This is a genomic window from Streptococcus sp. 714 (assembly GCF_013277115.1).
Classification (GTDB): Bacteria; Bacillota; Bacilli; order Lactobacillales; family Streptococcaceae; genus Streptococcus.
In genome coordinates this window covers 1-14,753 of the sequence record NZ_VMMH01000038.1, presented here as the reverse complement: position 1 = coordinate 14,753, position 14,753 = coordinate 1, and the positions used below count along the sequence as shown (strand labels likewise).

Below are 14,753 nucleotides of genomic sequence, written 5' to 3'. Positions count from 1 at the left end.
CGGTAAAGATGGTTCAGGTGAAGTACCAAATGACAAACTTCCTAAGAAAGAAGTCCCAGGTACAGGAACAGTAACAGAACCTAATAAGAAACCATCACAACCAGTGGATGTAACAACACCAGCTCGTAAGACACCAACAGTAGATGTTGAACAAGATCCTAAGACAGGTGAAGTTACAGTAACACCTAAGAAACCAGATGGAACTCCATACAAACCAGGAACTAAGGTAGAAATCCCAGGTAAAGATGGAAAACCAATCACTGTTGAAATCGGTGAAGACGGTAAAGGTAAAGTACCAAACAGTGACTTACCAGACGGTAAAGTACCAGGAACAGCTAAGATTACTGAACCAGGTCAACCAGCTGTAGAAGTTCCATTTGAAACACCAGCTAAGGTAACACCAGAAACACCAGCTCAAAAGACACCAACAGTAGAGTTGGAACAAGATCCTAAGACAGGTGACGTTACAGTAACACCTAAGAAACCAGATGGCTCAACATACCCACCAGGAACTACGGTAGAAATCCCAGGTGAAAATGGTCCAATCACAGTTGAAATCGGTCAAGATGGTAAAGGTAAAGTACCAAATGACAAACTTCCTAAGAAAGATGTCCCAGGTACAGCTAAGATTACTGAACCAGGTCAACCAGCTGTAGAAGTTCCAAATGTAGTAACACCAGGTAAGGTCACACCAGCAACACCAACAGATACAAATCCAGGTGCGCCAGTGACACCAGCTACTCCAACACCAGCTACTCCAACTCCAAATGCAGTTACTCCGAATGCAGATCAGGTAGATACTAAGACTACTATGGATAATGGAGCTAAATCAAATGATTCTCAAAATGTATTGCCAAATACAGGAACAGAATCAAATGCTGCTCTTGCATCTCTAGGACTTCTTGGACTATTGAGTGGATTTGGACTTGTAGCTCGCAAGAAAAAAGAAGACTAAAAATTTAGTCAGATGAACATTCATTCTTTTGTGTTTTAACAACGAACTAGATTGATTCTGATAGTTGTGTTATCCATAAAATACAAAGAATGATTAGATAAAGAAAGCGAACAATGCTAGGATTTTGTTAAACGGAATTCTAAGTATTGTTCGCTTTTTGTGGTATAATAAGACTATGCAGAAAAAACCAACATCAGCCTATGTGCACATCCCATTTTGTACCCAGATTTGTTATTATTGTGACTTTTCAAAGGTTTTCATCAAAAATCAGCCGGTAGATAGCTATTTGGAGCATCTGTTAGAAGAGTTTCAATCTTATGATATTCAAAGGTTGAGAACCCTCTATATCGGTGGTGGTACACCGACAGCCCTGTCAGCGTCACAACTAGAGGTGTTATTGAAGGGATTGACTGAAAACTTGGACTTGTCTGTCTTGGAGGAGTTGACCATTGAAGCCAATCCTGGAGACTTGGATGCGGATAAGATTGCTGTTTTGAAGAACTCGGCTGTCAATCGTGTTTCACTAGGTGTGCAAACTTTTGATAACAAAATGTTGAAAAAGATTGGGCGCAGTCATTTGGAGAAGGATATTTATGAAAATATCGACCGTCTGAAACTGGCTGGTTTTGACAACATCTCCATTGATTTGATTTATGCGCTACCTGGCCAGACCATGGAGCAAGTCAAGGAAAATGTGGCTAAGGCCATTGGGCTGGATATTCCCCATATGAGTTTGTATAGTTTGATTTTAGAAAACCATACGGTCTTTATGAACCGGATGCGACGTGGGAAATTGCCTCTGCCTAAGGAGGAACTAGAAGCGGAAATGTTTGAGTACATCATCGCAGAGCTGGAGCGAGCAGGTTTTGAGCATTATGAGATTTCCAATTTTTCCAAACCTGGTTTTGAAAGTCGCCACAATCTCATGTACTGGGACAATGCTGAATACTATGGCATCGGTGCTGGGGCATCTGGTTATGTCAATGGTGTTCGTTATAAAAATCATGGTCCCATTCGTCATTATCTGAGTGCAGTTGAGGAAGGCGACGCACGTATCACAGAAGAGCACCTGAGTCAAAAAGAGCAAATGGAAGAAGAAATGTTCCTGGGGCTTCGCAAGAAATCAGGGGTCTCTATGGCGCGATTTGAGGAGAAATTTGGTCGGCCGTTTGAGGGGCTTTATGGAGAAATTGTCAGAGACTTGGTGCAACAAGGTCTCATGCAAATAGAGGGTGACCGCGTGCGCATGACAAAGAGAGGTCTCTTTTTGGGAGACACCGTAGCAGAACGATTTATTTTGGAGTAGGATCATGGGCTTAACTTATCAAATGAAAATGAAAATTCCTTTTGATATGGCTGATATGAACGGTCATATTAAACTTCCAGATGTGATTTTGCTGTCTCTGCAGGTTTCAGGGATGCAGTCGATTGAACTGGGAGTTAGTGATAAGACCATTTTGGAGGACTATAATCTGGTCTGGATTATCACAGACTATGATATTGAGGTAGTTCGTTTGCCTCGTTTTGCGGAAGAAATTACCATTGAAACGGAAGCTTTGAGCTACAATCGACTCTTTTGTTACCGTCGGTTTACCATTTATGATGAAGCAGGGCAGGAACTCATCCACATGATGGCGACCTTTGTTCTCATGGACCGAGACAGTCGAAAAGTCCATGCTGTCGAACCTGAGATTGTGGCTCCTTACCAGTCTGAATTTAATAAAAAACTTATCCGTGGACCAAAGTATGAGTCCTTGGACGAGCCAGTCAGCAAGGATTACCATGTTCGTTTTTACGACTTGGATATGAATGGTCATGTCAATAACAGTAAATATTTGGATTGGATTTTTGAGGTCATGGGAGCGGATTTTTTGACCCAGTATATTCCCAAGAAAATCAATCTCAAGTATGTCAAGGAAGTTCGACCAGGTGGGGTGATTACATCGGCGGTTGAACAGACTGGACTGGAAAGCGAGCATGAGATTACAAGCGACGGTGCTACCAATGCCCAAGCTATCATCACTTGGCAAGAAATAGAAAAGGATTAGAGGAAAAGTATGAAATATAAAGGTTATTTAATTGATTTAGACGGTACTATTTATAAGGGGAAAGACCGAATTCCGGCAGGAGAGGCTTTTGTCCATGAATTGCAAAAGCGGGACATCCCCTATCTCTTTGTAACCAACAATACAACCCGCACTCCAGAGAGCGTTCAGGAGATGTTGGCTCAGAATTTTAATATCGATACGCCCCTATCGACTGTCTACACAGCGACCTTGGCAACGATCGACTATATGAATGACTTGGGACTGGAAAAGACGGTCTATGTCATTGGTGAATCAGGCCTCAAGGAAGCTATCAAGGCGGCTGGTTATGTGGAAGACAAGGAAAATCCTGCCTATGTGGTAGTAGGGCTGGACTGGCAGGTCGACTATGAAAAATTTGCGACAGCAACTCTGGCTATCCAAAAGGGTGCTCACTTTATCGGAACCAATCCTGACCTTAACATCCCGACAGAACGCGGTCTTTTGCCGGGTGCTGGTTCACTAATTACCTTGCTTGAAGTGGCTACGCGAGTGAAGCCTGTTTATATCGGGAAACCAAATGCTATCATTATGAACAAGGCGGTTGAGCACTTAGGTTTGGAACGTGAAGAATTAATCATGGTTGGGGACAATTATTTGACTGATATTCGAGCAGGGATTGACAATGGCATTCCAACGCTCTTGGTGACAACAGGTTTTACCAAGGCAGAAGAAGTGGCAGACCTGCCAATCGCACCGACTCATGTGGTTTCTAGCCTTGCGGAGTGGAACTTTGATGAAAACTAAACTGACCTTTTGGAGCTCTATGCTCTTTCTCCTCTCTCTTTCAATCCTGCTGACCATTTATCTAGCTTGGATTTTCTATCCGTTTGAAATTCAGTGGCTGAACTTGACGGATCGAGTTTATCTAAAACCAGAAACCATTCAGTACAACTTTCATATTTTGATGAATTATCTGACCAATCCTTTTAGTCAGTTCTTGCAGATGCCAGATTTTCGTTCGTCAGCAGCTGGTTTGCACCACTTTGCGGTGGTCAAGAATCTCTTTCACTTGGTACAGCTAGTAGCTCTTGTGACACTACCAAGCTTCTATTTCTTTGTCAATAAGATTGTGAAAAAGGGCTTTTTATCTTTATTTAGTAAGGGGCTTTTGGCTCTAGTGGTCTTACCTTTACTGATTGGTCTTGGGGGAGTTTTGATTGGTTTTGACCAATTCTTTACTCTTTTCCATCAAATTCTCTTTGTGGGAGATGATACCTGGCTTTTTGACCCAGCTAAGGATCCAGTGATTCTGATTTTGCCAGAGACCTTCTTCCTTCATGCCTTCCTCCTCTTTTTTGCCCTCTATGAAAGCTTTTTTGGCTATCTATATCTAAAAAGTCGTAAGAAGTGAAACGAAAGCTGTTTTTAATTTGTATATATAAAAATGTACATAATTTAAAACCATCGTTAAGAGTGAATTAACTAATTCTGAATAGTATCAATCGTTCGCAAACAGTCTATTTTTCTTGAAAAATAGGCTTTTTTTCTAAAAATCCCTAGTCAAGCGCTTTATTTTTTTGTATAATAGAAGTAGCAAAGTATAGATAAGAAGAGAAAAGCATGATTACACTATTTCTATCACCGAGCTGTACTTCATGTCGTAAGGCAAAGGCCTGGTTAGAAAAACATAAGGTGCCCTTTGAGGAACACAATATTATGACCAGTCCCTTAACAAGAAAAGAATTGCAACACATTCTTTCCTTGACCGAAAATGGTACTGATGACATCATTTCAACTCGTTCAAAAATTTTTCAAAAATTAGATATTGATGTAGAAAGTATTTCGGTATCGGAATTGCTTCATTTGATTGAGCAGTACCCTAGTCTTTTGCGTCGCCCAATTATTATCGATGCCAAACGCATGCAGATCGGTTTTAATGAAGATGAGATTCGTGCTTTTCTCCCTCGTAGTTATCGTAAGCAAGAACTAAAAGAAGCAAGAATGAGAGCTGGTATTAGTTAATGAACAAACAGTATAGTTACCCACTAGATTTGTCGTGGAGCACTGAAGAACTTGCTTCAGTGCTTTCTTTTTTTAATGATGTTGAAGCTGCCTATGAAGGCAAAGTAGAAGCTAAAAAGTTACTAAACTCCTATAAGGGATTCAAATTGGTTGTGCCAAGCAAGAGTGAAGAGAAGCGTTTGGGACGAGAATTTGAAACGGTTAGTGGCTATTCGCTTTATCGAGCGGTTCAGGCTGCCAAGGAAAAAGGGGAAGGGAAGATTTCTCTTGGAAAGTAAATTTGAATTTGCCAAAGAGCTTGTTAAGAAGGCGGGCCAGTATATCCTTGACCATATGCAGGAAGACTTGCGTGTTGAGACCAAGTCCTCTCCAACAGACTTGGTGACCAGGCTGGACAAGGAAGTTCAGGAACTCTTGGTTAGTGAGATTTTGTCCCGTTATCCTGAGGATAAGATTTGTGCTGAAGAGGGCTGTTTGCGAGCCTCGGTTCAAGAGGGCAAGGTTTGGGTCATTGATCCCATTGATGGTACCAATAATTTTGTGGCCCAGCAGGAAGATTTTGCTGTCATGATGGCTTATTTTGAAAATGGTCAGGGGCAGTTTGGACTGATTTATGATGTGGTCAAAGGGGATTGTTATCACGGTGGTGGTAAGTTTCCAGTTTGTCTAAATGATCAGCCCCTAGCTCCCTTTAAAGCAAAACCACTTGGAGATTTTCTCATTGCAGGAAATAGTGGTATGCTGGAAACCAATGAATGGGGGCTGGCTGATTTGAGTCGAGCGGTTCTTGGTGTACGTGTCTATGGGAGTGCGGCCATTAGTTTTGCCAAGATTTTGTCAGGGCGTTTGTTGACCTATGTTACTTATCTGCAACCATGGGATTATGCTGCCGCTAGTATTTTAGGGGAAAGTCTGGGCTATCGGGTGGTGACCCTATCTGGTGAACCGCTTGATTTTCAAACCAGACAGCCTGTCATGATGGTGCCTCTTGAGATGCAGGAGGAAATTCAGTCCTATATTTACGAAAGGAAAAGAACTTAAATGCAATTTCCAGAAGGATTTGTTGAAAAATATGAAGAGATACTAGGAGATGAGGCAAGAGATTTTCTTGCCTCTTTTGAGGAGGAAGCGATTTCGGCCTTTCGGGTCAATCCTTTAAAAGAAGCGCCAGTTTCCTTTTCTGATGCTATTCCTCAAACCCCTTGGGGACATTATGGGAAGGTTTCAGGGAAATCGCCTGAGCATGCTACTGGTTTAGTTTATTCGCAAGAACCAGCTGCTCAAATGGTGGCTCAGGTAGCCCAACCCAGTCCTGGAATGAAGGTCTTGGATTTGGCCGCTGCTCCAGGTGGAAAATCAACTCAACTGGCAGCCTATCTAGCAGGGGAAGGACTTCTCGTCTCCAATGAAATTTCAAGCAAACGGGCTAAGATTTTAGTAGAAAATATGGAGCGCTTTGGTGCGACAAATGTCGTAGTGACTAATGAATCTGCTGACCGTTTGGCCAAGGTCTTTAAAGGCTATTTTGACCTTATTGTCCTTGATGCCCCTTGCTCTGGTGAAGGAATGTTCCGTAAGCAACCAGACGCTATGGACTATTGGAGCTTAGATTATCCGAGTCAATGTGCTAGTTTGCAAAGAGAAATTCTAGCGGATGCGGTAACTATGTTAGCTGAAGGTGGTCGCTTGGTTTATTCAACCTGTACCTGGGCACCTGAGGAAAATGAAGAGATTGTCAACTGGTTGTTGGATGAGTATGATTTTGACTTGTTGCCAGTTGAACATATCAATGGAATGGTAGCTGGTATTGACCTGCCAGAAACGGCTCGGATGTATCCTCATCATTTTAAGGGAGAAGGGCAATTTGTAGCCCATCTACAGTTTAAGGGTGAAAATCTAGCACCAAAATGTAAGGCAAGTAAAAGCAATCTCAGCCGTGAGCAAGTTGCCTTGTGGCAGGAATTTGCCCAAAAACATCTAAACATCAATCTACCGGGTATTTTGCAGACTTTTGGTGACCAGCTTTATCTCTTACCAGAACTCTTGCCAGATTTAGGGAAGCTCAAGATTGCTCGCAATGGCCTGCATTTGGGTACCTTTAAGAAGAAACGCTTTGAACCCAGTTTCGCTCTTGGTCTAGCCTTGAAACCGAATCAGGTCAAGCAGTCGGTTGAAATTGACCAAGAAGGGTTTGTAAAGTATGTGGCTGGAGAGACTGTTCAGCTTGAGGAAAGTCTGCCAAATGGTTGGTACCAAGTTTTGGTTCAGGGCAATGGTTTGGGCTTTGCTAAGGTGACTGGAAATGTTTTGAAAAATTATTTTCCAAAAGGCCTCAGATTCAAGTGAAAATGCTAGTCAAAGTAGCTTGTCTATGTTATAGTGGAAGTATGGATTTTTTTCAAATTGTCTTTCATTTTAAGTCAAAATTGGTGGAGAAGGAAACTGAGCAAATTTCTAGTAAAACTAAGCTAGCAACTTCAGTCACCTCCTAATTTTAAAAAGGAAAAACATAAATAAATAGTTGAAAAAATTCACAGCATTCACCATTATTTTCAAGGAGAAAAACAGTGAAAAAAAGGAAAAAACTCGCTCTATCCCTTGCAGCTCTTTTGCTAGCAGGTTCTTTGGCGGGATGTGCTAGCTGGATTGATCGTGGAGAATCCATGACAGCTGTTGGCTCAACGGCTCTTCAGCCCTTGGTCGAAGCAGCAGCAGATGAATTTGGCTCTATGCACGTTGGAAAAACAGTCAACGTCCAAGGTGGAGGATCTGGTACAGGTCTGTCTCAGGTTCAATCTGGAGCTGTTGATGTAGGAAATTCAGACGTATTTGCCGAGGAAAAAGACGGTATCAACGCATCCGCTCTAGTGGATCATAAGGTAGCCGTAGCAGGCTTGGCAGTAATTGTGAACAAGGAAGTTGACGTTGAAAATCTGACAACAGAACAACTCCGTAGCATCTTCACAGGCCAAGTAACCAACTGGAAAGAAGTCGGTGGGAAGGATTTAGCCATCTCTATTATAAACCGTGCAGCAAGTTCTGGTTCGCGTGCAACCTTTGATAGTGTTATCATGGATGGTCAATCTGCCGTGCAGAGTCAAGAACAGGATTCAAATGGGATGGTCAAAAACATTGTTTCCCAGACACCAGGAGCCATTTCTTACCTAGCCTTTGCCTATGTGGATGACTCGGTGAAACGCATGAAATTGAACGGCTATGAGCCGATTGCAGAAAATGTTACAACCAATAACTGGCCTTTGTGGTCTTATGAACACATGTACACCCTAGGTCAGCCAAACGAATTGGTGGCAGAATTCCTCAACTTTGTCCTCTCAGATGAAGCGCAAAGTGGAATCGTTAAGGGAATGGGCTATATTTCTGTCAAGGAAATGAAGGTTGAAAAAGACGCTGTAGGAACGGTGATAGCACTAGAAGGGAGTCAATAATGAATCAAGAAGAATTAGCTAAAAAATTACTTTCTCCCTCAAAGAACTCTCGTCTAGAGAAACTAGGAAAAGGCTTAACCTTTGCCTGTCTGTCTTTGATTGTTATCATTGTGGCCATGATTTTGATTTTCGTAGCCCAAAAAGGTTTGTCGACCTTCTTTGTAAATGGGGTTAATATCTTTGATTTCCTATTTGGCCAAACTTGGAATCCTTCAGGTAAACAATTTGGTGCGCTTCCAATGATTTTGGGTTCCTTTATTGTCACAATCCTGTCAGCCCTTATCGCAACTCCTTTTGCCATTGGAGCAGCTGTCTTTATGACGGAGGTCTCACCAAAAGGTGCTAGAATCTTGCAACCAGCTATTGAACTCTTAGTCGGAATTCCTTCAGTCGTGTATGGATTTATTGGTTTGCAGGTCGTAGTTCCTTTTGTCCGTAGTATCTTTGGTGGAACTGGTTTTGGGATTCTGTCAGGGATTTTCGTACTCTTTGTCATGATTTTACCGACGGTAACCTTTATGACAACAGATAGCTTGCGTGCGGTGCCTCGTCACTACCGCGAAGCAAGTTTGGCTATGGGGGCTACTCGTTGGCAAACCATCTGGCGCGTGACCTTGAAGGCAGCGCGTTCAGGGATTTTCACAGCAGTGGTCTTTGGGATGGCGCGTGCCTTTGGTGAGGCCTTGGCTATTCAGATGGTGGTCGGAAACTCAGCCGTTGTCCCAACTTCACTAACAACACCTGCTGCGACCTTGACCTCTGTCTTGACCATGGGTATCGGAAATACCGTCATGGGTACAGTTGATAATAACGTACTTTGGTCCTTGGCCTTAGTCTTGCTCTTGATGAGTTTGGCCTTCAATAGTGTGATTAAATTGATTACGAAAGAAAGAGGAAAGAAAAACTATGCACGCTAAGAAATTAGATAAAATTGCAACAGCTGTCCTCTACTCAATTGCAGGAATTATCGTTGCCATCTTGGCATCCTTGATTCTTTATATCTTGGTTCGTGGTTTGCCCCACATCTCTTGGTCTTTCTTGACTGGCAAATCCTCTTCTTACCAAGCAGGTGGAGGGATTGGAATTCAGCTCTATAATTCCTTCTTCCTTCTGGTCATTACCTTGATTATTTCTGTGCCCTTGTCTATGGGAGCTGGGATTTTCCTAGCTGAATATGCCAAAAAAGGTCCTGTGACCAACTTTGTCAGAACCTGTATTGAAATCTTGTCTTCTCTACCATCAGTGGTTGTAGGTCTCTTTGGTTACTTGATCTTTGTAGTTCAGTTTGAGTACGGATTTTCAATCATCTCAGGTGCCTTGGCCTTGACAGTCTTTAACCTGCCTCAGATGACTCGTAATGTTGAGGACAGCTTGAAACACGTTCACCATACGCAACGTGAGGCTGGTTTGGCCCTTGGGATTTCTCGCTGGGAGACTGTGGTCCATGTGGTTATTCCAGAAGCCCTTCCAGGGATTGTAACTGGGGTTGTCTTGGCCTCTGGTCGTATCTTTGGTGAGGCGGCAGCTCTCATCTATACAGCAGGGCAATCTGCTCCAACCCTAGACTGGTCTAACTGGAATATCCTCAGTGTGACTAGCCCAATCTCAATCTTCCGTCAAGCAGAAACCTTGGCTGTCCACATCTGGAAGGTCAATAGTGAAGGTACAATTCCAGATGGCACCATCGTATCAGCAGGTTCTGCCGCAGTGCTCCTCATCTTTATTCTCATCTTTAACTTTGGAGCCCGCAAACTCGGAAGCTACCTACACAAGAAATTAACCGCTGCCTAAAGGAGAAGCCATGTCAAAATATAATTGGGATGAAAAGCATATCATCACCTTTCCTGAAGAGAAAGTGGCCCTCTCTACCAAGGATTTACATGTTTACTACGGTAAAAAAGAATCCATCAAGGGCATCGATATGCAATTTGAAAAAAATAAAATTACTGCCTTGATTGGCCCATCTGGATCAGGAAAATCAACCTACCTCCGCAGTCTCAACCGTATGAATGATACCATTGATATTGCCAAGGTCACAGGTCAAATCCTCTATCAAGGGATTGATGTCAATCGTCCAGAAATCAATGTTTATGAGATGCGTAAACACATCGGAATGGTCTTCCAACGACCAAATCCTTTTGCTAAGTCTATCTACCGCAACATCACTTTTGCCCATGAACGTGCAGGCGTCAAGGACAAGCAAGTCTTGGATGAAATTGTGGAAACCTCTCTTCGTCAAGCTGCCCTTTGGGATCAGGTCAAAGACGATTTGCACAAGTCAGCCTTGACCCTATCAGGCGGTCAGCAGCAACGTCTATGTATCGCTCGTGCTATCTCTGTTAAACCAGATATACTCTTAATGGATGAGCCTGCGTCAGCTTTGGATCCGATTGCGACAGCCCAGCTGGAAGAAACAATGTTGGAATTGAAGAAGGACTTTACCATCATCATCGTGACCCACAGTATGCAGCAGGCTGCGCGTGCTAGTGATTACACAGGATTTTTCTACTTGGGTGACTTGATTGAGTACGATAAGACCGCTAATATTTTCCAAAATGCTAAACTACAGTCAACCAATGACTACGTAACAGGACACTTTGGATAGAAAGGAAACAGTATGACAGAAGCGATTTTACAGGTATCGGACCTGTCCGTTTACTACAATCAAAAAAAGGCCTTGAATAGTGTTTCCTTATCTTTCCAACCTAAGGAAATTACAGCCTTGATTGGTCCATCTGGATCAGGGAAGTCAACCCTCCTCAAGGCTATCAACCGCATGGGGGATCTCAATCCAGAGGTAACCACAACTGGTTCGGTGGTTTACAACGGCCACAACATCTACAGCCCACGTACAGATACAGTTGAATTGCGGAAGGAAATTGGTATGGTTTTCCAACAACCAAACCCCTTCCCTATGTCTATCTACGAAAATGTTGTTTACGGGCTTCGTATCAATGGAGTGAAAGACAAGCAGGTTCTGGATGAAGCGGTAGAAAAAGCCTTGCAACGAGCTTCCATCTGGGATGAGGTCAAGGATCGCCTACATGATTCAGCTATCGGGCTTTCAGGTGGACAACAGCAACGTGTCTGTGTTGCCCGTGTCTTGGCAACTAGTCCTAAAATCATTCTTTTGGATGAACCGACTTCAGCCTTGGATCCTATCTCGGCTGGTAAGATTGAGGAAACCTTGTATGGGCTAAAAAATAAATACACCATGCTCTTGGTTACACGTTCCATGCAACAAGCCTCTCGTATCTCTGACAAGACAGGATTTTTCCTAGATGGAGATTTGATTGAGTTTAACGATACCAAGAAGATGTTCCTCAACCCACAACACAAGGAAACAGAAGATTATATTTCAGGAAAATTTGGATAAGGAGATAAATGATGTTACGCTCTCAATTTGAAGAAGATTTAGAGAAATTGCACAACCAGTTCTATGCTATGGGACAAGAAGTGTTATCCCAAATCAATCGGACAGTGCGTGCCTTTGTTACGCATGACCGTGATTTGGCCAAGGAAGTCATCGAAGATGATGCAGAAGTAAACGAATACGAAGTGAAATTGGAGAAGAAATCATTTGAAATGATTGCCCTTCAGCAGCCAGTTTCTCAAGACTTGCGTACCGTTTTGACAGTCTTGAAGGCTGTATCTGACTTGGAACGTATGGGTGACCATGCTGTTTCTATTGCTAAAGCAGCAATTCGTATGAAGGGGGAACAACGTATCCCTGCTGTTGAAGAAGAAATCAAGAGAATGGGTCGCGATGTCAAGAACTTCGTCGAAGCAGTTCTGGAACTCTATCTCAATGGTTCAGTTGACCAGGCCTATGAAGTAGCAGCTATGGACGAAAAAATCAACCATTACTTTGATAGCATTCGTGAGTTGGCTACAGAAGAAATCAAGAAAAATCCAGATGCTATCGTTACAGGTCGTGATTATTTCCAAGTGATTGCCTTCTTGGAACGCATTGGAGACTATGCTAAGAATATCTGTGAATGGGTTGTTTACTTTGAAACAGGTAAGATTGTCGAACTATAAAATAGATCCATTCTGTATAAAAAGGAGCTTGAAATCAACTGACAGCTCCTTTTATTGAATGAAAAAAATATTTTTGAGATAAAAATTCAAAAAACGCTTGACAAGCATCTTGGATAGCGTTATAATTATACAAAATTAACAGAGAGGTTGTTTATTTATGAAATCAAAAAAATGGATATTTGTTTTATGTAGCTTTCTTGCAAGTTTCTTCTTAGTGGCTTGCCAGTCAAGTTCGAATGGTTCTCAGTCAGCTCTTGAGGCCATTAAGCAAAAGGGGAAATTAGTTGTGGCGACCAGTCCTGACTATGCACCTTTTGAATTCCAAGCCTTGGTTGACGGAAAAAATCAGGTAGTCGGTGCGGACATTGATATGGCTCAGGCTATCGCTGATGAACTTGGGGTGAAGTTGGAAATCTCAAGCATGAGTTTTGACAATGTCTTGACCAGTCTTCAAACTGGGAAGGCTGACCTAGCAGTTGCGGGAATTAGCGCTACTGACGAGAGAAAAGAAGTCTTTGACTTTTCAATCCCTTACTATGAAAACAAGATTAGTTTCTTGGTTCGTAAGGCTGATGTAGAAAAATATAAGGATTTAACTAGTCTAGAAAGTGCTAATATTGCAGCTCAAAAAGGGACTGTTCCAGAGGCTATGGTCAAGGAACAATTGCCAAAAGCGCAATTAACTTCCCTAACCAATATGGGTGAAGCTGTTAATGAATTACAGGCTGGAAAAGTAGATGCTGTTCACATGGATGAGCCTGTTGCTCTTAGCTATGCTGCTAAAAATGCCGACCTAGCTGTTGCAACTGTCAGCTTGAAGATGAAGGATGGCGAAGCCAATGCCGTTGCCCTTAGAAAAAATAGTGCTGATTTGAAAGAAGTGGTGGACAAGGTCATCCAAAAACTCAAGGATGAAGGGACTTACCAAAGCTATCTTGAAAAAGCAGCAACTTTAACAGAAGTTGAACAATAAGAAAAAAGAGTCTGGGACAATAGTCTCTTATCTCCAAAAAAAGCAACGGATTTGCCGTTGCTTTTTGCATCGTTGCGATAGTCTTGGTAAAATATAGTAGATTGAAACTGAGTTTGGGACAAAAATCTAACCTTAAATATAAAAAGCGAACAAAATGAGTTATCTGACATTCAGAATTTTGTCTTGTTCGCTTTTTTTCCTAATCTATCGATTTTAAAAATTTATAATAAAGAATTCCTAAAATCAAAATCTTTTTGTCCCAGCTTTATATTCAATCCTCTATGTAACACAAATCAAACAATTTTATCACTAGAAATCAGTTCTTTCTTGCCACAAGACCATCTCGTCTTTACTATTGAAAAAGTGGTGAATACCTTGGAAGATAGTCACTTCCACGCCTTCTATCATGCCTTTGGTCGCCCGTCTTATCACCCCAAAATGCTTGTATCTGCTCTTCTATTTGCCTATTCACAAGGGATTTTCTTTGGTCGAAAAATTGAAAAAATGATGATTGAAAATCTGGCTATGCAGTACCTAACAGGGCAGTTGGTTGTCAGCTACCGTACCATCAATCGTTTTCGTGTCGCTGAAGGGATGGAAGAACTCATTCGTGATCTTTTCATCGACCTCAATCTTCGTTTAAAAATGGAAGAGTTAGTGACCTTAGATTGCTTGTTTATTGACGGGACTAAGATTGAAGCTAATGCCAACAAGTATAGTTTCGTGTGGAAGAAAGCGACAGAGAAATTCTTCGCCAAGCTTCAAGAACAGATACAGGTCTATTTTCAAGAAGAAATCACACCCCTTATCCATCAAGCTATCGAACTGGATACACAAGAGCCTATCTCCTCAGAGCAGTTGCTTGCATTCGCTCAAGTCCTTGAAGAAGAATTGGAAAAACTGAACCAGGACATTGAGGAGACACCCGTTAAAGGAAAGGATGAACGTAAAACCCAGCGTCGTAAACTCAAGAAAGTCTTGCGTAAAGTCAAGGATGATTTTTCAGTACGTACTGAAAAATATGAGAATTATCAGGAGATATTTCAAGGGCCTAACAGCTTTTTAAAAATTTTTAATTATCTTTGCTCTTTTTGAGTAAATAGATCTCTCAGGAATCACTTATTTAGATTTTTCTAGATTATAATGAACAGAAATAATATAATTTTTTTAATTCTTGTTATTATATCACAAGTATTTCAAAAAAAGAAATGGCTGGACTTATCATTATATTTTGAAAATATAATGATAAAAAAGGAAAAAGGCTTGATTTTATTAAATATCTATTTTAT

The 14,753-nt window shown here is 41.8% G+C and carries 17 protein-coding genes; all 17 read left to right on the top strand.

Features of this window, described 5'->3' with window-relative positions; genetic code table 11:
- The coding region (locus HT718_RS09350) for an LPXTG cell wall anchor domain-containing protein (RefSeq protein WP_173268283.1) at positions 1–955 on the top strand (955 nt) is incomplete at its 5' end.
- 175 nt (positions 956–1,130) lie between these two features.
- On the top strand, positions 1,131–2,261 hold the full coding sequence (gene hemW, locus HT718_RS09345) for a radical SAM family heme chaperone HemW (protein ID WP_173268282.1): 1,131 nt from the start codon (positions 1,131–1,133) through the stop codon (positions 2,259–2,261).
- Between the two features lie 4 nt (positions 2,262–2,265).
- Positions 2,266–3,003: an acyl-[acyl-carrier-protein] thioesterase gene (locus HT718_RS09340; protein WP_173268281.1), complete on the top strand. Its 738-nt coding sequence runs from the start codon at positions 2,266–2,268 to the stop codon at positions 3,001–3,003.
- Between the two features lie 9 nt (positions 3,004–3,012).
- The gene (locus HT718_RS09335; protein ID WP_173268280.1) at positions 3,013–3,786 is read left to right on the top strand and encodes a TIGR01457 family HAD-type hydrolase; all 774 of its coding nucleotides are present in this window, start codon (positions 3,013–3,015) and stop codon (positions 3,784–3,786) included.
- Entirely contained in the window at positions 3,776–4,393 is a 618-nt protein-coding gene (locus HT718_RS09330; RefSeq protein ID WP_173268279.1) for a TIGR01906 family membrane protein, read from the top strand. The genes HT718_RS09335 and HT718_RS09330 overlap by 11 nt, the downstream gene beginning before the upstream one ends.
- A gap of 209 nt (positions 4,394–4,602) precedes the next feature.
- The gene (locus HT718_RS09325; RefSeq protein ID WP_000631254.1) at positions 4,603–5,004 is read left to right on the top strand and encodes a Spx/MgsR family RNA polymerase-binding regulatory protein; all 402 of its coding nucleotides are present in this window, start codon (positions 4,603–4,605) and stop codon (positions 5,002–5,004) included.
- On the top strand, positions 5,004–5,282 hold the full coding sequence (locus HT718_RS09320; protein WP_061087777.1) for a UPF0223 family protein: 279 nt from the start codon (positions 5,004–5,006) through the stop codon (positions 5,280–5,282). Before HT718_RS09325 ends, HT718_RS09320 begins: the two co-directional genes overlap by 1 nt.
- A complete protein-coding gene (locus HT718_RS09315; RefSeq protein WP_173268278.1) occupies positions 5,272–6,045 on the top strand; it encodes an inositol monophosphatase family protein in 774 nt (257 codons plus the stop codon). Before HT718_RS09320 ends, HT718_RS09315 begins: the two co-directional genes overlap by 11 nt.
- Positions 6,046–7,350, top strand: coding sequence for an RsmF rRNA methyltransferase first C-terminal domain-containing protein (locus HT718_RS09310; RefSeq protein ID WP_173268277.1), 1,305 nt, complete (start codon positions 6,046–6,048; stop codon positions 7,348–7,350).
- A gap of 221 nt (positions 7,351–7,571) precedes the next feature.
- Positions 7,572–8,450 carry a phosphate ABC transporter substrate-binding protein PstS family protein gene (locus tag HT718_RS09305; protein ID WP_173268276.1) on the top strand — a complete coding sequence of 293 codons (879 nt, stop codon included), beginning with the start codon at positions 7,572–7,574 and terminating at the stop codon, positions 8,448–8,450.
- Entirely contained in the window at positions 8,450–9,367 is a 918-nt protein-coding gene (gene pstC / locus HT718_RS09300) for a phosphate ABC transporter permease subunit PstC (protein WP_001070902.1), read from the top strand. Before HT718_RS09305 ends, pstC begins: the two co-directional genes overlap by 1 nt.
- A complete protein-coding gene (pstA, locus tag HT718_RS09295) occupies positions 9,357–10,241 on the top strand; it encodes a phosphate ABC transporter permease PstA (protein WP_173268275.1) in 885 nt (294 codons plus the stop codon). Before pstC ends, pstA begins: the two co-directional genes overlap by 11 nt.
- A 10-nt stretch (positions 10,242–10,251) precedes the next feature.
- On the top strand, positions 10,252–11,055 hold the full coding sequence (pstB, locus tag HT718_RS09290) for a phosphate ABC transporter ATP-binding protein PstB (protein WP_173268274.1): 804 nt from the start codon (positions 10,252–10,254) through the stop codon (positions 11,053–11,055).
- Positions 11,056–11,067: 12 nt separating this feature from the next.
- Positions 11,068–11,826, top strand: coding sequence for a phosphate ABC transporter ATP-binding protein PstB (pstB, locus tag HT718_RS09285; protein ID WP_000133485.1), 759 nt, complete (start codon positions 11,068–11,070; stop codon positions 11,824–11,826).
- An 11-nt stretch (positions 11,827–11,837) separates the two neighbouring features.
- On the top strand, positions 11,838–12,491 hold the full coding sequence (gene phoU / locus HT718_RS09280) for a phosphate signaling complex protein PhoU (protein WP_061087782.1): 654 nt from the start codon (positions 11,838–11,840) through the stop codon (positions 12,489–12,491).
- 157 nt (positions 12,492–12,648) lie between these two features.
- Positions 12,649–13,464, top strand: coding sequence for an ABC transporter substrate-binding protein (locus tag HT718_RS09275; protein ID WP_173268273.1), 816 nt, complete (start codon positions 12,649–12,651; stop codon positions 13,462–13,464).
- A gap of 375 nt (positions 13,465–13,839) precedes the next feature.
- Positions 13,840–14,559 carry a transposase gene (locus HT718_RS09270; RefSeq protein WP_239682330.1) on the top strand — a complete coding sequence of 240 codons (720 nt, stop codon included), beginning with the start codon at positions 13,840–13,842 and terminating at the stop codon, positions 14,557–14,559.
- Positions 14,560–14,753: the final 194 nt, after the last annotated feature.